The 18008-nt window shown below is 71.9% G+C and carries 17 protein-coding genes; 12 read left to right on the top strand and 5 right to left on the bottom strand.

The window, feature by feature from the left end:
* Positions 1–106: 106 nt before the first annotated feature.
* The 5 genes from ABZT47_RS02110 (at position 107) to ABZT47_RS02090 (ending at position 6040) form a co-directional block, all read left to right on the top strand.
* A complete protein-coding gene (locus ABZT47_RS02110; protein ID WP_354835125.1) occupies positions 107–634 on the top strand; it encodes a methylated-DNA--[protein]-cysteine S-methyltransferase in 528 nt (175 codons plus the stop codon).
* A complete protein-coding gene (gene miaA, locus ABZT47_RS02105; protein WP_354835123.1) occupies positions 634–1557 on the top strand; it encodes a tRNA (adenosine(37)-N6)-dimethylallyltransferase MiaA in 924 nt (307 codons plus the stop codon). The genes ABZT47_RS02110 and miaA overlap by 1 nt, the downstream gene beginning before the upstream one ends.
* 11 nt (positions 1558–1568) lie before the next feature.
* Complete coding sequence (gene dapF, locus ABZT47_RS02100; RefSeq protein ID WP_354835121.1) at positions 1569–2417, top strand: diaminopimelate epimerase; 849 nt, start codon at positions 1569–1571, stop codon at positions 2415–2417.
* A gap of 97 nt (positions 2418–2514) precedes the next feature.
* The gene (locus ABZT47_RS02095; RefSeq protein ID WP_354835119.1) at positions 2515–4803 is read left to right on the top strand and encodes a tetratricopeptide repeat protein; all 2289 of its coding nucleotides are present in this window, start codon (positions 2515–2517) and stop codon (positions 4801–4803) included.
* A 520-nt stretch (positions 4804–5323) separates the two neighbouring features.
* Entirely contained in the window at positions 5324–6040 is a 717-nt protein-coding gene (locus tag ABZT47_RS02090; RefSeq protein ID WP_354835117.1) for an HNH endonuclease family protein, read from the top strand.
* A gap of 266 nt (positions 6041–6306) precedes the next feature.
* Here ABZT47_RS02090 and ABZT47_RS02085 read toward each other — a convergent pair whose 3' ends face one another.
* The 3 genes from ABZT47_RS02085 to ABZT47_RS02075 form a co-directional block, all read right to left on the bottom strand.
* A complete protein-coding gene (locus ABZT47_RS02085) occupies positions 6307–6783 on the bottom strand; it encodes a PepSY domain-containing protein (RefSeq protein ID WP_354835115.1) in 477 nt (158 codons plus the stop codon).
* Positions 6784–6983: 200 nt separating this feature from the next.
* Complete coding sequence (locus tag ABZT47_RS02080; protein ID WP_354835113.1) at positions 6984–8279, bottom strand: HAMP domain-containing sensor histidine kinase; 1296 nt, start codon at positions 8277–8279, stop codon at positions 6984–6986.
* On the bottom strand, positions 8276–8956 hold the full coding sequence (locus ABZT47_RS02075) for a response regulator transcription factor (RefSeq protein ID WP_354835111.1): 681 nt from the start codon (positions 8954–8956) through the stop codon (positions 8276–8278). Before ABZT47_RS02075 ends, ABZT47_RS02080 begins: the two co-directional genes overlap by 4 nt.
* A gap of 176 nt (positions 8957–9132) precedes the next feature.
* Here ABZT47_RS02075 and ABZT47_RS02070 point away from each other — a divergent pair, with 176 nt between their 5' ends.
* The 7 genes from ABZT47_RS02070 (at position 9133) to ABZT47_RS02040 (ending at position 15931) form a co-directional block, all read left to right on the top strand.
* Positions 9133–9717, top strand: a complete 585-nt coding sequence (locus ABZT47_RS02070; RefSeq protein ID WP_354835109.1) for a hypothetical protein — start codon at positions 9133–9135, stop codon at positions 9715–9717.
* A 149-nt stretch (positions 9718–9866) separates the two neighbouring features.
* On the top strand, positions 9867–10817 hold the full coding sequence (locus ABZT47_RS02065) for an SPFH domain-containing protein (protein ID WP_354835107.1): 951 nt from the start codon (positions 9867–9869) through the stop codon (positions 10815–10817).
* 135 nt (positions 10818–10952) lie between these two features.
* Positions 10953–11765, top strand: a complete 813-nt coding sequence (locus tag ABZT47_RS02060; RefSeq protein ID WP_354835105.1) for a VOC family protein — start codon at positions 10953–10955, stop codon at positions 11763–11765.
* A gap of 731 nt (positions 11766–12496) precedes the next feature.
* Positions 12497–13081 (top strand): CHRD domain-containing protein, encoded by a 585-nt coding sequence (locus tag ABZT47_RS02055; protein WP_354835103.1) that lies wholly within the window; start codon positions 12497–12499, stop codon positions 13079–13081.
* 430 nt (positions 13082–13511) lie between these two features.
* Entirely contained in the window at positions 13512–14051 is a 540-nt protein-coding gene (locus tag ABZT47_RS02050; RefSeq protein WP_354835101.1) for a Rieske (2Fe-2S) protein, read from the top strand.
* A 90-nt stretch (positions 14052–14141) separates the two neighbouring features.
* A complete protein-coding gene (locus ABZT47_RS02045) occupies positions 14142–15164 on the top strand; it encodes a sigma-70 family RNA polymerase sigma factor (RefSeq protein WP_354835099.1) in 1023 nt (340 codons plus the stop codon).
* Positions 15165–15289: 125 nt separating this feature from the next.
* Positions 15290–15931: an IS3 family transposase gene (locus tag ABZT47_RS02040; RefSeq protein ID WP_354835097.1), complete on the top strand. Its 642-nt coding sequence runs from the start codon at positions 15290–15292 to the stop codon at positions 15929–15931.
* A 73-nt stretch (positions 15932–16004) separates the two neighbouring features.
* Here ABZT47_RS02040 and ABZT47_RS02035 read toward each other — a convergent pair whose 3' ends face one another.
* Both ABZT47_RS02035 and ABZT47_RS02030 read right to left on the bottom strand, forming a co-directional pair.
* Positions 16005–16745, bottom strand: a complete 741-nt coding sequence (locus ABZT47_RS02035; protein WP_354835095.1) for an IclR family transcriptional regulator — start codon at positions 16743–16745, stop codon at positions 16005–16007.
* Positions 16742–18001, bottom strand: coding sequence for a heterodisulfide reductase-related iron-sulfur binding cluster (locus tag ABZT47_RS02030; protein ID WP_354835093.1), 1260 nt, complete (start codon positions 17999–18001; stop codon positions 16742–16744). The genes ABZT47_RS02035 and ABZT47_RS02030 overlap by 4 nt, the downstream gene beginning before the upstream one ends.
* Positions 18002–18008: the final 7 nt, after the last annotated feature.

The raw sequence follows: 18008 nt of genomic DNA, 5'->3' as shown, positions 1-18008 counted from the left end.
GTCCCTCCGATCGGGACGAGGGCGCCTCCGAGTGTGGTTACGGTGAAGACAGGGGGACGGCGAGGGCCGTTCCCGCGACCGACGACGCGCGGATGGACATGATCGAATGGTAGACGTCGCCTTCGGCAGCGTGCCGACACCGCTCGGTGACGTGCTGGCGGCCCTCACCCCGGACGGCGTGGCGGCCACGGCCTTCCAGGACGGCGACCGGGTCCGCCGTGAGATCCTCGACCGGCTCGGCGCCCGCGCGGTGGACGACCCCGGCCGCACCGCCCTTGCCCGCGAGGAGCTGGCCGCCTACTTCGCCGGGCGGCTCACCGGGTTCACGGTTCCGGTCGACTGGCGCCTGATGTCCGCGCTCCAGCGGCGCGTGCTCGGCACGCTGTACCAGAGCGTCGCCTACGGGAAGGTGACGACGTACGGCGAGCTGGCGGTGAGCAGCGGCGCGGGCGTCCCGGCCCGCGCCATCGGGTCGGTCATGGGAAGCAACCCCATCCCGATCATCGTGCCGTGCCATCGCGTCGTCGCGGGCAACGGCCTGGGCGGGTTCAGCGGCGGTGACGGCGTCGACTCCAAGCGCTGGCTGCTGACCCTCGAAGGCCATCTCCCGCCCACCCTCGACTGGGAGCTGTGATGAACGGCGAGCGGCGGCGCGGGCGTCCTCCGGTGGTGGCGGTCGTCGGGCCGACCGCGGCGGGCAAGTCCGACCTGGCCGTGGACCTGGCCCTGCGCCTGGGCGGCGAGGCGGTCAACGCCGACTCCATGCAGCTCTACCGCGGCATGGACATCGGCACCGCCAAGCTCACCCTCGCCGAGCGGCGCGGCGTCCCCCACCACCTGCTGGACGTCTGGGACATCACCGAGACGGCCAGCGTGGCCGAGTACCAGAGCATGGCCCGCCCGCTGATCGACGCCATGGTGGCCAGGGGCACGGTGCCGGTCCTGGTGGGCGGCTCCGGGCTGTACGTGCGGGCGGCCCTGGACGACCTGCGCTTCCCCGGCACCGACCCGGGCATCCGGGCCAGGCTGGAGGCCGAGCTGGCCGAGGCCGGCCCCGAGGCGCTCCACCAGCGGCTGAAAGAACGCGACCCGGTCGCCGCCGAGGCCGTGCTCGCGAGCAACGGCCGGCGCATCGTGCGCGCCCTTGAGGTCATCGAGCTGTCCGGGCAGCCGTTCTCGGCCACGATGCCCTCCTACGACGCGGTGTACGAAAGCGTGCAGATCGGGGTCGAGGTGCCGCGGCCGGTGCTGGACGAGCGCATCGCGCTCCGCGTGGACCGCATGTGGGCGGCCGGGCTGGTCGAGGAGGTCAGGACGCTGGCCGCGCAGGGGCTCCCCGAGTGCCGTACGGCCGGCCGTGCCCTCGGCTACGCGCAGGTGCTGCGGTTCCTCGACGGAGAGTGGACCGAGGAGCAGGCCCGCGAGGAGACCGTCAGGGCCACCCGGCGGTTCGCCCGGCGCCAGCAGTCGTGGTTCCGGCGCGACCCCCGCGTCATCTGGCTGCCCTTCGACGCCCCGGACCTGCTGGAACGATCGCTGGCCCTCGTCGGGGCGTAGGGTGTGGTGACATGCGCTTCGTCAAGGGCCACGGCACCCAGAACGACTTCGTCATCCTCCCCGACCGTGACGGCGGGCTCGACCTGCACGCCCCGTTGATCGCCGAGCTGTGCGACCGGCGGGCCGGCATCGGCGGCGGCGACGGCGTCCTGCGGGTGGTGCCGGTCAAGCTGAGCCCCGAGGCCGTGCAGATCGCCGAGCGCGCCCGCGAGGCCGGCGCCCCCACCACCGCCGAGTGGTTCATGGACTACCGCAACGCCGACGGCAGCATGGCCGAGATGTGCGGCAACGGCCTGCGGGTCTTCGCGCGCTACCTCGTGGACGCCGGCCTGGCCGAGCCGGGCGAGTTCGACGTCGTCACCCGGGCGGGCGTCCGCCGCGTAAGGCTCGACCGCGAGGGCGACGTCACCGTCGACATGGGCATGCCCAAGGTGCTCGGCGAGAGCAAGGCCGGCATCGGCCTCAAGGAGTACGACGGGCTCGTCATCGACATGGGCAACCCCCACCTGGCCTGCGTCACCGGCGAGCCGGTCACCCAGCTCGACCTGTCGGCCCCGCCGGCGTTCGACCCGGCGGTGTTCCCCCAGGGCGTCAACGTCGAACTGCTCAACGCGGTGGGGGAGCGCCGGGTCGTCATGCGGGTCTACGAGCGCGGCTCCGGCGAGACGCCGTCCTGCGGCACCGGCGCGGTGGCGGCGGCGGTCGCGGCGGCCCGGCTCGGCGGCGACCCGCTGGGCACCTGGGCGGTCGAGGTTCCCGGCGGCCTGCTGTCGGTGACGCTCACAGAGAACACCAGCCTGCTGACCGGCCCGGCCGTCCTGGTGGCCTCCGGCGACATCCCCGCCGCTCACCTCCTCTGACACCGGCCGCCCGCCCGGCGGGGCGCGCGGCGAGTTATCCCCACCGCACCGCCCGCATGTTTGGGACATGCTCTGTGAACTGGCAGACTGACCTGCCATGGACGTGGACATCTGGGCCTGGGTCGCAGACACCCAGCGGCAACTGCACGAAGCGGGGAACACCGGGCTGGCGATCGCGCTGGGTGACCTGCCCGCGCAGGCTTTCGAGGGCCGGTACGCCCAGCTCGACGTGATGGCGCCGGCGGTGGCCCAGCAGGCGGAGACGCTGGAGTTGCCCTGGCTGGAGCTGTTCGCCCGCCACTGGCACTTGGTGAGCCGCATCGGCGACCGCGCCCAGGGCGCGGCCGCCCTCGGCGACGCCGAGGCGCTGGTCGAGTTCGCGCACCGTGAGGACACCAAAGAGTGTCCTTCCGTTCCGGCCGCCATCGAGGCGCTGGCCGTCGCCCAGGCCAACACCGACGGCCCCGGGTACGCCGCCGAGCGCCTGGCCGCTCTGGGCGCCGCGCTCGACGGCCTGCGGCCCGACTCCCCGGCCTATTGCGGGCTGGTCACCCAGTACATCGCGGCGCTGGCCGACAAGGGCGAGGTCGAGCAGGCCGTCACCTACTACGAGTCCGCCGTTGCCGGGCGCAGGAGCGCCGACGGGCAGGTGAGCTGGGAGCTCGCGGCCGCGGGTGTGCGGGCGCTGCTCGCCGCCGGCCGCACCATGGAGGCGCTCACCGAGCTCGACGCCGCCAAGGAGTTCCCGGCGGACGACCCGGTGGCGAAGGACCACCGCGAGGGGGTGCTGCGCGCGCTGGTGCTGGCCTCGGCGGGCCGCAAGGCCGAGGGGCTGGAGGCCCTTCCCGACCTGGACGTGGTCGGCGAGCACCCGCGCGACTGGGTCGAGTGGGCCAGGGCCGTCCGCCTGCTCGACGGGGTGATCAGCAACACCTGGCAGCTCGGCCGGGTGCTGCGTCAGTGGATGTCCTACTTCGAGGCGATGGGCGTGCACCGCGGGCGGGTCGAGCTGGCGCTCATCGCCGGAGAACTGGCCGTGGCCCGTCAGGGCGTCTGGCAGGTCCGCGCGCTCGCCGACCTCGCCGAGGCGTGGCTGGGCGACCTGCGCGTCACCGAAGGGCTGCCCGAGCGGGTGGCCGCTCTGCGCTCCGCGGCCGACGCCGCCGTGCCGCCCCCGCCGCCGGGCCCGCAGCCCGAGCTGGTCGCCTACTTCGACGCCGCCGACGGCCACAACGCCGACCCCGAGCGCTGGGTCGGCTGGCTGTGGCCGCTGTCCGGCACCGACCTGGAGGCCACCCGCCGGCACACCACCACCCTCGGCTTCCTCGGGTACGCGCCGCTGGGCGCCGACATCCTGTGGAAGACGATCGTCGATGACGCCGACCCGGCCGCCGCGGACGACGAGGACGTCGCCTACCTCACCGGTGTGCTGATCGAGGCCGAGCAGGACGAGCGGCTCGAGCGCTTCGCGGCCATGCTGCCCCCGGCCTCGTCCCACCTGGCGCTTTCCCGTCTGCACCGTGCGCGCGAGCGCTGGGCCGAGACCGCGGCGGAGGCCGAGCAGTCGCTCTCCTCCGGCGCGCAGGGCACGGTCGCCCTGGAGGCCCGCCGGCTGCTCGCCGGGGCCGCCCAGCAGCTCGGGGACAACGTCAAGGGCGCGGCCATCCTGCGTGAGCTGGTCGAGTCCGACGCCGGCGAGGAGGAGGACGTCTGGCGCATGATCGTCATGGCGACCGCCTCGGAAGACTGGACGCTCGTGCGCGAGGGCGCGGCCAAGCTCGGCATGCCGATCGAGTCCGCCGAGGGCCCCATCGAGGAAGAGTGGCACCTCGTCCGGGTCGTCCTGCCCGTCTCCGACGGCAGCCGCCGCGAGGTGCTCTCGGTGCGCACCGGTCCGGCCACCGCACGGCTGCTCATCCCGCAGCCCCGCGGCATGGACTACAACGCCGGCGACATCGTGGTCATCGACCCGCGCCCGCTGGAGCCGGTGCCCGACAACGCCGAGGAGCAGGAGAACTACGTCATCCCGTTCGCCGGCGTGGCGATGCTGCGCCCGGGCGGCTACACCAGCTGGTTCTTCGACGGCGCCGCCCCGAGCGAGGAAGACTGGACCGAGTTCAACGAGGTCCTGGCCGAGCGCGGCTGGCCCATGTGGGTCTACAGCGACGAGAACTACTCGGTCACCCACCCCTCCAGCGGCGAGCGCCTCCAGGGCGTCTACGGCTGGATCGCCGTGCCGCCTGGGGTCGAGGCGGTCGAGCTCGACGCCCTGCTCGACGACGCCACCGAGCGCTGGAGCCACCCTCTGGCCTGGCTCGACCTGGCCAGGAGCGCCGGCATCGAGGTCGAGCGCCACGAGCGCATCACCAAGGAGTACGGGCTCTGACCCATCGCGGTGTCCGACCTGCGGTGGCGTCTGATCCACGGTGGCGTTTCGTTCCACCGGGGCTTCTGCCGCACCGCGGCGTCTGATCCAGAACGGGTTCTGATCCTTCGCGGCGTCTGAGTCCGGTGCGGAATCCGATCCACCGCGGCACCCCTGAGCACCTCAGGGGCGCCGGCCGGCCCCCGGCCGAGCGTCACGCTCGCCGGGGGCCGCTTCGTCCTCCCCGCGTCGCCGGCGCGGTTCCGGCTCGACGGGCGATTCCGCCGGCGGACGGGAGCCTGGTCGCCCCATGAGGTCGCGATCGTCCTGAGCTCCTCCGGCGCGGCACGCTTGATCGTTTCGGAGGTCGGTAGTGACGTCGGGGTGGCCTGCCGGTCGGCGGATCTTGCTGTCGCGGTTTGCCGTAATCGCTACTTTCGTGGGTACTTGCTATACCTAGGCATTACTTCTCGTTTACCTGGGGGTGGCAGTGCGCCTGCGTGGATCTCGCGCGATCGTTGCCGGAGCGGCGGCGGCCGTCATGCTCACGGCATGTGGTTCCATCGATGCCGGCAACGCGGGGATCGGGGCCGACGGCGGGCCGGGCGGAGATGGCGGCGGAGGCTCGACCGGTGTCAGCCCGCTCGACAATCCCAAAGGCACCGAGCGCGGCCTCGGGACGATCAAGTCCGCCAAGGACCGCGCCGCCGCGGTGGCGATCATCGAGAAGGTGCCGACCAAGGGACGCGGCCCCAAGACCGGCTACAGCCGCGACGAGTTCGGGTATGCCTGGGCGGACAACGCCGAGTCCATCCCGTTCGCGCACAACGGCTGCGACACCAGGAACGACGTCCTGGCGCGCGACGGCGAGAAGCTCAAGTACCGCTCCGGCTCCAAGTGCGTCCTGACCTCGATGACCCTGCACGACCCCTACACCGACAAGACGATCGAGTGGAGCAAGCAGGACGCCGCCGAGGTGCAGATCGACCACGTCATGCCACTCTCGTACGACTGGCAGATGGGCGCGTCGCGGTGGAGCAAGTCCCAGCGCGTCCAGATCGCCAACGACCCGCTGAACCTGCTGCCGGTGGACGGCTCGACCAACTCCTCCAAGGGGGACTCGGGGCCCGCCACGTGGCTTCCCCCGTCCAAGAGCATCCGGTGCTCCTACGCCGTCCGCTTCGCCCAGGTGGCCCTGAAGTACGACCTCCCCGTCACCGCCCCCGACAAAGACGCCATGCTCACCCAGTGCCGCTGACCCGGAGACCGGGCCACCGTCGCTGATCCAGGATGCGGGCGGCCGCGGATGCCCAGAGGCCGGACCACCGTCGCCGACCGGGACGCGGGCCGTTGCGGATGCCCCAGAGGCCGGACCCCGCCGGCCTGGGGACGCGGGCGGCTGCGGCGGGCTCAGGGGGCGGGAACGGCCGCCGGCCTGGTCGTGTCCGCCGGCCGTGGTGTGGATCTCCTCCATCCCGTGCCCCGCGGCGGTCGTCCGCCGCGGGGTAGGGGACGGATGCGGGATCAGTCGTCGTCGTGCTTCTGGCGGAACTTGACGATCGCGCCGGTCCTGAGGGAGACGTAGACGCGGTACTCGACGCCGCGCTTGTGCAACTCGACCTTCCAGACCCGCCGGCCGTGCTCCCATTCCCGCTCGACCTTGCCGACCCGGGCGCCGGGGACGCGCTTCTTGGCGATCCTGATCGCCTGCCGGTAGCTGATCGACGAGCCGGTGACCTGGCCCGCGGTCGTCGTCCCGGTCGCCGTCGAGACGGTCGAGACGGTCGAGCCCGTGGAGCCCGTGGAGCCCGTGGAGCCCGTCGAGGCGGTCCTCCCGCCGGTCCCGGTGGAGGTCAGGGCGCCGGTGGAGGTCCTCCCGGAGGAGATTCCCAGGGCCGATGCGGCCGAGGCGGCGACGGCTCCGGTGCCGAGGACGGCGACGATCCCGGCGCCGGCGATGGCGAGTCTGGCGGTCCTGCCGAAGTGGTGTGTGTTCGTCATGCGCCAAGGCTCCCGCCGTCCGCCCTAACCCCGCGCTGCGGCGACGTTAAGGCCCCCCTAAGACCGACGCGCCGAGCTCTCGTCCGAGGGGCCGGGCGGCGGGGCGGAAGGCGGCGAATCCGGCGCCGCTGCGGCGGAGAGACGGCGGTTTCGGCGCCGCTGTGCGGCGGGGAACCTGGTGGGCGTTCGCGGTCGCGGCGTCAGGTGACCGGTGAGGTGGGAGCGGCCAGGTGGAGGGTGATCCGGGCGCCGCCGGTGGGGGCGGATCCCAGGGACAGGGAACCGCCGGACGCCTCGGCGGTGCGCCGGGCGATGTCCAGGCCAAGGCCCGTCGAGCCGGCGCCGCTTCTGCCCCGTTCCAGGAGATGCCCGTCTTCCACGGCGAGACGGAACCCCGGACCGGAGTCGGCGATCTCCAGCCGCGCGCCGCCGCCCTCGGCGGGCGCCAGCCGCACGGAGAAGGCCGCGCCCTCGGGGGTGTGGGCGAAGACGTTGCCGAGCAGCGCGTCCACGCAGGCCGACAGCTCCGCCGCGCTCACGGCCACCGTGAGCGGCCCCGGCGGCACGTCCACCTCCGTGGTCCGTCCCTGGTCCTCGGCCAGCACCGACCAGAACCTCACCCGCTCGGCCACCACCTGGGCCGCGTCGCAGCTCGCCTGCTCGCGCGAGCGGCGGCGCACGTCCGTGATGACCGAGGTCACGGCGCGTTCCAGCGCGTCCACGCGGACGCCGAGCCGCGTCGCCTCCTCAGGATCGGCCAGCGATTCGGCCTCCAGTCGCAGCCCGGTGAGGGGCGTGCGCAGCCGGTGGGAGATGTCGGCGGCCGTCTCCCGCTCCTCCGCCAGCAGGTCGCTGATGCGTCCCGCGAGATGGTCCAGGGCCAGTCCCACCGCGCGCACCTCGGCGGGCCCGCCGGGGGTGGTCCGCGCCTTGAGGTCCCCCGCGGCCAGCCGGTGCGACACGCGGGCCAGCCCGCTCATGGGCCGGGTCAGCGCCAGGGCCAGGCGGTCGGCCACCAGGATGCCGACGCCGATCAGCGCGAGCCCGAGCAGCAGCATGCCCAGCCACACCTCGCGGACGCCGCGGTGCAGGTCGTCCTCGCCGAGGAACGCCCGGACCACCGCCGTGCCGCCGGGCACTCCCTGCACCGCGACCAGCACCTCCAGCCCCGCCGGAGTCTCGGCCGTCAGGCTCTGCCCGCGCGCGGCCAGCTCCACGGCGGCCGACCGCGGCGCCGGCGCCCCCGCGAGCCGCCCGTCCGGCAGGAACACGGTGATCGCGTGCCCGCTCGCGGCGGAGGTGCGCTCGGCGGTCAGCGTGAGTCCCGCGAGGTCCGCCGTCCCGACCGCCGCCGCGACCGACTGCGCCTCGGCGGTCGCCTGGGTGACCGCGCTGCTCTCGGCCAGCGCCCGGACCAGCAGCGCGAGCGGCACCAGCAGCGCGATGAACACCAGTGAGGTGGTGGCCGCGACCAGCAGGGCGAGCCAGCGCCTCATGACGGCTCGACCAGTTTCACTCCGACGCCGCGCACGGTCTGCAGGTAGCGGGGTTCCTGGGCGGTTTCTCCAAGTTTGCGGCGCAACCACGACAGATGGACGTCGACGGTCTTGTCCGCCCCGCCGTAGGGCACCTGCCACACCTCGGTGAGCAGCTCCCGCTTGGTGACCACCTGGCCCGAGCGGACCGCGAGGTAGTGCAGCAGGTCGAACTCGCGCGGCGTGAGGTCCAGGGGGGTTCCGGCGAGGACGGCCTCGCGGCTGCGGGGGTCCAGTCGCAGGTGGCCCACCGTCACCGAGGTGTCGGTGCGGCTCTCGGCGGTGCGCCGGAGGACCGCGCGGACGCGGGCGTCGAGCTGGGCCGCGCTGAAAGGCTTCACCACGTAGTCGTCGGCTCCCGCGTCGAGCAGGCGGACCATCTCGGCGTCGCCGTCCCGGGCGGTCGCCACGATCACCGGCACCCGGCTGACCGCCCGGAGCATGCGCAGCATCTCGGTCCCGTCCAGGTCGGGCAGGCCGAGGTCCAGGACGACCAGGTCGGGACGCTCGGCGACGGCCATGCGCAGCCCCTCCAGCGCGGTCGGGGCGGAGGACACGGCGTGACCGCGGTCACGCAGACCTCGCATGAGGGCGGTGCGGATCGTCGCGTCATCCTCGACGAGCAGGACAGTGGCCATGAGCGGTTACGCTAACCGGTCCGGCTCACAGGTATGAACCGTGTTATGTCGCCTTTAACCCGGCCTTAGGGTTCGGCCAGGGAACATCGGCCGTATGAGTCCACGACCACGGAGGCACACGTGAACGGCCGCGAGGACACCTCCACGGGCGTGGGTGACCTGAGGGGGCGGTCGGCGTGAACCGGCGGCCGCTTCTGGTGGTGGGGGGCTGGCTGGTCACCGCGGCCGTGGCCACCGGCGCCGGCGTCGTCGTGACCACCTTCCTCGGGGACGCCGTCACGGGCTCGGCCACCAGGGCGCTCTCGCCCGCCGACGTGCGGCGCTCCCTGGACGCCGCGGCACCACTCTCTGCGGGCCCGTCGCCGTCCGACGGCCCTGCCGCGGCCCTGTCCTCTTCCGCGGCCCAGGCCGCCGCTTCGCCGGACGCCGCTTCGTCCCCCGGGTCAGGGGCCGCCTCACCGGCGCCCTCCACCACTCCGTCGGCCACCCCGTCCGCCTCGCCGTCCGGCCCGGTCGCCTCGCCGTCGATGCCGGCGGGGACCAGCAAGGTCATCGCGGCGCGAGGGGGAGTGGTGGTGGCCCGCTGTGAGGACGGCCTGGTGAGGCTGCTGTCGTGGACGCCGGCCCAGGGCTACGAGGTCAAGGACGCCGAGCGCGGACCTCGGGACAAGGTGCGGGTGCGGTTCGAGGGGGAGTCCAGGACCGAGATCGAGGTCCACTGTTCCGGTGGCAGGCCCGTCTCCCGGGTGAAGATCGACTGAGGCCGCCTCTCCGCGCTCCGGGCCGCTCGTCCACAGGCGCCGGGCGGCGGGAGGCGCTTGTCCACAGGGGCTCGAGAGTGGCTCCGCCGCTCGGGCCCGGTGTTCTAGGATCGGCCGACCGTAAAGCCTGAGTAAGGATTGGGTGGCCGATGAACGCACGTAAAAGCACCGGTGACGCCGCGCAAGGCGGGAGGCGCGGACGGTTACTGCTGCGGGGCGTCCTGCTCGCGGTGATCGCCATCGTGGTCCTGGGGTTCGTCGCGACAGGGTGCACCAAGGTGAGCACGGCGCCCGACGAGGTGAGGCTGCACTACGCCGGGGGCCCCTTCGAGGCGATCAAGTTCGTGAAGTGCATCAACCCCTCCAGCGGCGCCGTCTACCTCGGCCCGGGCGACACCTCCTACTCCTATCCGTTCGGGCAGCGCACCTTCGACTTCTCCGGCTCGCCGGACGCCGAGTCCAAGCCGATCACCATCGTCTCCAAGGACAACGTGGAGATGGAGGTCGCCGGGTCGGCGACGTTCACGCTCAACACCTCGTGTGAGACCCTGCGCCGCTTCCACGAGAAGATCGGGCTGAAGTACGGGTCGTATTTCGAGGGCTCCCAGTCCTCCGACGGCTGGCGGCGCATGCTGAACTTCTACTTCAAGCAGCCCCTCGACCGCGCGATGGACGCCGCCTCCCAGGAGTTCGAGTGGAAGAAGCTGTTCAACGATCCCGACGCCAAGCAGCAGTGGGAGCAGCGGGTCGGCCAGCTGGCCCGGCAGTTCATCAAGGAGACCGCCGGCGCCGACTACTTCTGTCAGCCCAACTTCGCGGGCTCGGGTGACTGCGGGGATGTCGTGCTGACCATCCAGAAGCCCGAGCCGCCGCAGACACTCATCGACGCCCTCGCCGCCGAGCAGGCGGCCAAGCAGCAGAATCTCGCTCAGCAGCAGATCAACACCAAGGTCAAGACCGAGCTCGAGTCCATCAAGGACCTGGTGAAGGTGCTCGGCCCACAGGGCGCCATCCTCTGGAAGGCCATCCAGGACGGCAGGGTGCAGGTGGTGCCGGTGCCGCAGAACGGCTCCATCAACATCACCCCCCAGTCACGCTGACCCCACGGCATATGCGTTGATTTGTGGGGGTATGTCCAGATAGTGGCAAGCTTGGGGGTCCGGCGCGAGCACGGTCCGGCGTGGATGGAAGTATGCCCCTGAGGGCATGGCACCGTTTCTGGGGGGAGAATCGTGATGTCGGAGCGCTGGCGCTACCCGGACGGCGCGCCCTGCTGGCCGGAGCTCACCACGCACGACGTCCCGCGAGCCGCCCGCTTCTACGCGGACGTCTTCGGGTGGACCTGTCGCGATCTCGGTCCCCAGGTCTGGCACTACACGATGTGCCTGGTCAACAACGTGCCGGTGGCCGCCATCACCCCGCCGGCGGTCGGTCTGCAGAACGTCGACCCGGCCTGGAACACCTACCTCGCGACCTCCGATGTCGAGGCCTCGGCCGTGCGGGTCGAGGCCAACGACGGCAAGCTGGTCATACTCCCCACCACCCTGCCCGGAGAGGGACGGTTCGCCCAGGCCGCCGACCCCGAAGGCACGCTGTTCGGACTGTGGCAGCCGGGCACCCACATCGGGTCGCGCCTGTACGGGGAGGTCGGCGCCATGTGCTGGAACGAGGTCAACGCCAGGAACGCCCGGGTGACCGATGACTTCTACCGTTCGATCTTCGGCTACAGCCAGTGCCAGGTCGGCGACGGGGTCGACTACGACTACGTCATCTGGAAGGTCCGGGAGGTACCGGTCTGCGGTCGGTTGCGCGTCCCGTACGAGTACGAATGGGTGCCCCGCCACTGGATGCTGTACCTGCGGGTGAACGACTGCGCCGAGGCGGTCGCCCGCGTCGTCCGGGCGGGCGGGTCGGTGCACATCCCCGAGTACGAGTCACGCAGCGGGCCGGTCGCCGTCGTGTCCGATCCCTTCGGCGCCGACTTCGCCCTGTGCCAGCACCCCTACAACGAACACCCTGTCGGCACCATGCCCTTCTCCTCCGTCTGACACCCGCTCCGGCGGTGGCGGTGGCGGGGGCGTCCGATCGTTCCCGCCAGGCCGCCCGGAGACACATCGGGAGGTCCGGCGGGCCCGGCCCCGCCCTTCCCCCCGCGGCACGGACATCTGAGCTGAGGTCATCTCGCGGTGCCGGGCGGACGGCCCGAGCCGTTTCGCCGGGGACGGGACCGTGCTCTCCCCGCGGGAGTGTCGTCTGCAGGGGTGGGCGCGGCGATCTCTGTGGAGGACGACCTTGGCCGGTTCATCCCGAGGTGGCCCAGGTCTCGACGCAACGGAATTCGAGCCGATTCGTTCTCCTCCTGAATTCCACGCCTTTCCGTCGATCGTCCATCACGCCGGAAAAGCGACGCATCCTCGCCCCCCGCATCCTTGCCGAAATGGCCTCAAGGCAGGTGTCCGGAGAATCGGGGGATATTCTCGCGTCGCCCAGCGCTTTACGAGGGTGGGCGGCCTTCTGTGACACCAGCGGACATGGGACGAAATGAAGATCATTCTAGGAAAACTGTCCAGAAGGATCACTTTCTGAGAGGCTTTCCCCAGGTCAGGCGTATGGGCGATCGATGATGACGGCGCGGGCCTTTCCGCGGGGAATGGTCTTATGGTGAGCCATGTGGCGTTGATCACGTGCCTTATGTCAAGAAGTACCGCTATTGTCTTCTCTGCTGTCCGCAGCGACAAAACAGACAACTCATGGCACAGTGGAGAGGATTATGGTTAACATGGGCGAACAGATCGGCAACAGGCACATTTCGTGGCGGCGGCTCATGGTCGGAGTGACGGCCGGGACGGTCGCGGGGACGGCCGCCTGCGCGGTGATCGCCGCGCCCGCCGGCGCAGCCCCCCAGTCGGCCGCGCACACTCTCGCGGCCACGGCCCACACGGCCCACACGGCCACTACGGCGACGTCCGCTTCGTCAAGGAAGTACTACTTCGAGGCTGGGCTTCTGGGCCGCAACGAGGTGCCTGAGCCGGGCAAGAAGGTCAATGACCGTGACGGCAGGGCGGTGGCCCGCTTCCGCATCAGCGGTAAGCGGATCTACTACATCGTCCAGTGGAGCAGGACCGGCAGGCCGACGGCCTTCCACATCCACCGGGGCAAGGCGGGCGTGAACGGCCCTGTGGTCATCAACCTGCTGTCCAGCGGCGACATCCGCGGCAACATCGCGCGCGGCTCCGCCGTGGCCGGCAGCAGTCTGCTCAGGGACATCAAGAACCACCCGACGAAGTGGTACGCCAACCTGCACACCGCCCAGTTCCCCGACGGCGCGGTGCGTGGCCAGCTGCACACGGGCAGGCGCTGGTAGTCCGCTTCCCGGACCGCCGGGCCACGTACACGGGCTCCGGCCACGGCGTGTCGCGGATGCGCACGGCGTATGCCATGGCAGGGGAGGACTTCCGATGATCGGGTGACTCCCGCCGCGCGTGGAAGGCTCGGGGCGGCGCCGGCAAGCCCGGTCGCCGCCCCGAGGCGACTCTTCGCCTCCGTCATCGCGCCCAGGCAGGTAACGGCTTTTCGGACAGTCCGGTAAGTGTGGAAAAGTACGTGGTCACCTTCACGGGGACTCCGGCAAGCTCCTCAGTGTTCCGCTCGACGTTCCGCTCAGGAGCCGCCGTTCAGGCGCGATGACCTCGGACGAGAGTCGAACGACCATCCGACACACCCCTGGCCGTCACGGGACGCCGCTCCGGCACGCGTCACGACCGACGGAGGGGAAGCACCTGGAGGACCACCGTATGTGCACGAAGTCCGGTCAGGAATGCCAGGCGCTCAGCGCCGTGACCGATGACCGGCGAGAGGTACCGTCCACGACGGATGCCGCGGCGGGCGCCTCCCGCCGGGCCGCCATCGTGGGCGTGGGAGGCGCCGGCCTGGCGACCGTCCTGGCCGCCTGCGCCGGCAAAGGCGCGATCAGCGCCGACATCGGCTCCTCCTCTTCCGGTGCCTCCGCACCTAGCGGGGGCGCCACCCCACCCACCGCCATGACGAGCGGTACCAGCCTCGCCAAGACCTCCGACATCCCGAAGGACGGCGGCAAGGTCTTCCCGGACCACAAGATCGTCATCGTTCAGCCCGCCGCGGGCAAGTTCCGGGCTTTCAGCGCCGTCTGCACACATCGAGGGTGCCTGGTGGACGACGTCTCCTCCGGGATGATCAACTGCCCGTGCCACGGCAGCATGTTCTGGCTCGACGGTAAGGTCATGGGCGGCCCGGCCACCAGACCCCTGACCGAGATTCCGATCAAGGTCGACGGCGACACCATCTCGCTCGCCTGAACCAGGCGGGCCGCCGTCCGTCGCGGTGGACGCGGCACGGCCGCCGGTCATAAGGCTCCGGCACTCCATGTGAGCACCGCGGCCGTGTCCATGTCCCGGTCTCGACCCATGAGGCGAGATCGGCGGGCGTTCGGCACAGTGTCGCGGTGTCACCGACCTGACCGATATGGAGGGACCGTCACGTTCGCCGACGCAGATCTCGTTCGCGAGGCCCAATCCGGCGACGCCTGCTCGCTCGGCCTGTTGCTGGCCAGGCACCAGGCGGACATGCGGGCGGTGGCAATGAGCATCCTCGGGCACGGTCCCGATGCCGAGGACGCCGTCCAGGAAGCCGTCCTGATCGCGTTGCGCCGTATCGGGGATCTTCGTGATCCCGATGCCCTGGGGCCGTGGCTGCGGGCGATCGTCCGCAACGTCTGCCGGATGCACCTGCGCGCCACCAGAGCGATGCCCGTCGAGGCGGTGGAGAGGCTGGTCCTCCCACGCGAGGAGCCCGATCCGGCGGAACTGCTGGAACGGCACGTCCAGCGGGACTGGGTCTGGCACGCCCTCGACGAGCTTTCGCCGCGCCTGCGGCTGGTGGCGATGTTGCGGTACTTCACCCAGGTCACCGCCTATGAGCACATCGCGGAAGTGTGCGGCATCCCCGTCGGCACCGTACGGAGCCGGCTCAGCCAGGCGCGGGCCAAGCTGTCGCAGGCACTGCTGGCGACGGCGAGCTTGGCCCACGACGACGTGGCCGCCCAGGAGACCAGGCGCCGCAGGCAGGCCGAGGAGACGCTGCGGGCGGCCGGAAGCGGTTCGTTCGCGGAGGCGCTGACGGATCTCTGCTCGCCCGCGGTGGAGATCACCACGGTGAAGGGCGAGACCACGCCGGGTTTCGGCTGGCTGCTGGGGGCGATGAACCGTGATCTCGAGGCCGGTGTGCAGCAGCGCCTGGGCGACCTCGTGGTCGGCCGTGACGTGGTCATCTGGGAGAACGACCTCATCAACCCGCCCGACGATCCCTTCCACTGCCCGCCCACCGTCGTCTGGGTGAACTTCCTGCACGCGGATCGGGTCCGGAAGATCCGGCTCGTCCATCCGCGTCCCGCCGGGAACTCCGCACGTTGACCGATCCGGAAATCGAACTCTCCGCGTGAGCGACGCATCTTGTCTGTGTCAGATGACCGGGGGATGCACGCGTGCGCGCCCTGGGACGCCCCGCAGGCACTCAGCAGAAGAAGATCACACCGCCCATGCCCCCTCCGCACCCCCCCGAGTTGCGCCGCCGTGCGGTCGAACTCGCGCGCCGAGGTGACATATCGCACCTGAGGCTCGCGAAAGAGCTCGGCATCAGCCGCTCGTGTCTTCGGACATGGCTGAAACGGGACGCCGCCGAGGCGAGGTCCGGCACCGGGGATCGGCCGGCCCGCGAAGTCAGGAAGGAGCTCGCCGAGCTCCGTGGCCGGAACAAGCGGCTGGAGACGGAGAACGACGTTCTCAGGCGGGCGGTCGAACTGGCCCTGGGAGAGCGTTCCCCCAAGGTGGTCTACTCGCTGATCCGTAAGCTCGCCGACGGCCGTGTTCCGGTCGCGGTGGCCTGCCGGCTGCTCCGGGTGTCGACATCGGGCTATTACGACTGGCTCGGGCGTCCGGAGCCGCCGCGCGCCCTCCGGGACAAAGAACTCACCGAGATGATCCGGCGGATACACGCCGACTCCGACGGCACCTACGGCTCGCCGCGCGTCTACGCCAAACTACGGTCGGATCTGGGCGAAGAGGTCAGCCGCAAGCGCGTCGAACGGCTCATGCGCGAAGCCGGCCTGCGGGGCGCCCACGGCTCGCCCTCGCCCTCGTCCGCGGCCCGCGCCCGCCCCGGGCCCCGCCCCTCAGCATGAGGCGCCAGGCGCCCCGGACGACCCAGCCCCGGACGACCCGGCCCCGGACGACCCGGCCCCGGGCGGCCCGGTGTCAGTGGGCCGGGAAGATCTCGCGCCCGAAGTCCGCGGCGATCTCGCGCATGCCTTCGGCCAGCTCCTCGCGGTCCAGCGCCTCGATGCGCTCCACCGGTCCCGAGATCGACATGCCCGCGATCACCCGGCTCCCGTCCCGCACCGGCACCGCCAGGCAGTGGACGCCGAGTTCCTCCTCGCCGAAGTCCATCGCGTACCCCCGCGACCGCACGGCGTCCAGCTCGGCCAGCACCGCCTCGACCGTCGTGATCGTGTGCTCGGTCCGGCGGGGCAGGCCCGTGCGCGCAAGGATGGCGGCCGCGTCCGGCCGGTCGGCGAGCAGCACCTTGCCGACGGCGGTGCTGTGCGGCAGGACCCGCCTGCCCACCTCGGCGAACATCCGCAGCCGCCGCGGGGAGGCCGCCTGGGCCACGTACACCACGAAGTCGCCCTCCAGCACCGCGAGGTTGGCCGTCTCGCCGGACAGCGCCACCAGCTTGGAAAGGTACGGCTGCGCCCACACGCCCACCATGCGCTCGGCCGCTCCGCCCAGCCGCATCAGCGCGCCGCCCAGCGCGTACCGGCGGTCGGACTCCTGCCGGACGTATCCCCGGCTCAGCAGCGCCTGCAGCAACCGGTGGATCGTCCCGTAGGGCAGCCCCGTGCGGGCCGCGATCTCCGACAGCCCCGCCTCCCCGCCCTGGTCGGCCAGCGCCTCCAGCACGTCCAGGGCCCGGTCGACGCTCTGGACCGTGCTCATCGCGCCCGGCCGAGGGTCACGGGGGACAGGGCGCGCAGGGAGGCGTCGAGGAGTTCGGCGGTGTGGGCGACACGGATGTGCTCGCCTCGCCGGCGGGCGGCGGCGGCGATCTGCATGGTGCACCCGGGATTGGCCGAGACCAGCAGGTCGGCCCCGACGCCGAGCACCCGCGCGGCCTTGCGGTCGCCCAGCTCGCGCGCGGCGACCGGCTGGAACAGGTTGTAGGTTCCGGCGGAGCCGCAGCACATCGCCGCGTCCGGGATCTCCCGCAGCCGCAGCCCCGGGACGGCCGCCAGCAGCGCTCTGGGCTGCGCGCGGATGCCCTGGGCGTGCGCCAGATGGCAGGCGTCGTGGTAGGCGACCGTGATCGGCAGCGGGTGCCGTTCGGCGATCGGGCCGAGCTCGGCCAGGTACTCGGCCAGGTCGGCGAACCGCAGGGCCCGCGCCCGCGCGGCCCACGCGGGATCGTCGGCGAGCAGGTCGGCGTACTCCTTGGTGCTGGACCCGCAACCGGCGGCGTTGACGACGACCGTGCCGACGCCCGCCCGCTCGAAGGTCTCGATCGTCCGGCGGGCGAACCTCGCCGCCTCCTCGGGACGGCCGGAGTGCACCGACAGCGCGCCACAGCACCCCTGACCTCGCGGGATGACCACGTCGCAGCCCTCCATCGCCAGGACACGCGCCGTGGCGGCGTTGACGCCGGGGAAGAACTCGCCCTGGACGCATCCGGTGAGCAGTCCGACGGTCGCCCGGCGCTCGCCGCGCGCGGCCACCCGCCGCGGCAGCCGTGCCCGGTGGCGCGGGACGGGCGGCGCGAGCTCGGCCATGGCGGCCAGCCGGGGGTCGACCCGTTCGAGCAGGGGGCGCAGCCGCGGCGTGAGGCTGCGGCTCAGCCGCAGCGGCAGGCGCAGCGCCCGCAGCCGCCGCGGGTAGGGGAACAGGGCGAACACGAGCGCGCGGAACGCCCGCTCGGCCGGCGGGCGGTGGTGCGCCCGCTCCACCTCGGCCCGCGTGGACTCGATCAGCCGGTCGTACTTGACCCCCGAGGGGCAGGCGGTGACGCACGCCATGCACCCCAGGCACGCGTCGAAGTGGCCGGCCATCTCAGGGGTGATCGGGGTGCCCTCGACGTGCTGCTTCATCAGGTGGATGCGTCCACGCGGGGAGTCCATCTCCTCGCCCCACAGCTCGTAGGTGGGGCAGGTGGGCAGGCAGAACCCGCAGTGCACACAGTCGTTGATCAACTCGGGGTTCATCACCGTC

The sequence above is a fragment of the Sphaerisporangium sp. NPDC005289 genome (assembly GCF_040607455.1).
GTDB lineage: Bacteria > Actinomycetota > Actinomycetes > Streptosporangiales > Streptosporangiaceae > Sphaerisporangium > Sphaerisporangium rhizosphaerae.
This window is presented reverse-complemented; position numbering and strand designations above follow the sequence as displayed.

Coding starts and splice junctions, on each gene's coding strand:
- ABZT47_RS02055 (WP_354835103.1), top strand. CDS start 12,497: ATGGGCGAACAGATCGGCAACAGGCACATTTCGTGGCGGCGGCTCATG.
- ABZT47_RS02030 (WP_354835093.1), bottom strand. CDS start 18,001: ATGAACCCCGAGTTGATCAACGACTGTGTGCACTGCGGGTTCTGCCTG.
- ABZT47_RS02110 (WP_354835125.1), top strand. CDS start 107: ATGGTAGACGTCGCCTTCGGCAGCGTGCCGACACCGCTCGGTGACGTG.
- ABZT47_RS02060 (WP_354835105.1), top strand. CDS start 10,953: ATGTCGGAGCGCTGGCGCTACCCGGACGGCGCGCCCTGCTGGCCGGAG.
- ABZT47_RS02080 (WP_354835113.1), bottom strand. CDS start 8,279: ATGAGGCGCTGGCTCGCCCTGCTGGTCGCGGCCACCACCTCACTGGTG.
- miaA (WP_354835123.1), top strand. CDS start 634: ATGAACGGCGAGCGGCGGCGCGGGCGTCCTCCGGTGGTGGCGGTCGTC.
- ABZT47_RS02075 (WP_354835111.1), bottom strand. CDS start 8,956: ATGGCCACTGTCCTGCTCGTCGAGGATGACGCGACGATCCGCACCGCC.
- ABZT47_RS02040 (WP_354835097.1), top strand. CDS start 15,290: ATGCCCCCTCCGCACCCCCCCGAGTTGCGCCGCCGTGCGGTCGAACTC.
- ABZT47_RS02045 (WP_354835099.1), top strand. CDS start 14,142: ATGTCCCGGTCTCGACCCATGAGGCGAGATCGGCGGGCGTTCGGCACA.
- ABZT47_RS02085 (WP_354835115.1), bottom strand. CDS start 6,783: ATGACGAACACACACCACTTCGGCAGGACCGCCAGACTCGCCATCGCC.
- ABZT47_RS02035 (WP_354835095.1), bottom strand. CDS start 16,745: ATGAGCACGGTCCAGAGCGTCGACCGGGCCCTGGACGTGCTGGAGGCG.
- ABZT47_RS02095 (WP_354835119.1), top strand. CDS start 2,515: ATGGACGTGGACATCTGGGCCTGGGTCGCAGACACCCAGCGGCAACTG.
- ABZT47_RS02065 (WP_354835107.1), top strand. CDS start 9,867: ATGAACGCACGTAAAAGCACCGGTGACGCCGCGCAAGGCGGGAGGCGC.
- ABZT47_RS02050 (WP_354835101.1), top strand. CDS start 13,512: ATGTGCACGAAGTCCGGTCAGGAATGCCAGGCGCTCAGCGCCGTGACC.
- ABZT47_RS02090 (WP_354835117.1), top strand. CDS start 5,324: ATGCTCACGGCATGTGGTTCCATCGATGCCGGCAACGCGGGGATCGGG.
- dapF (WP_354835121.1), top strand. CDS start 1,569: ATGCGCTTCGTCAAGGGCCACGGCACCCAGAACGACTTCGTCATCCTC.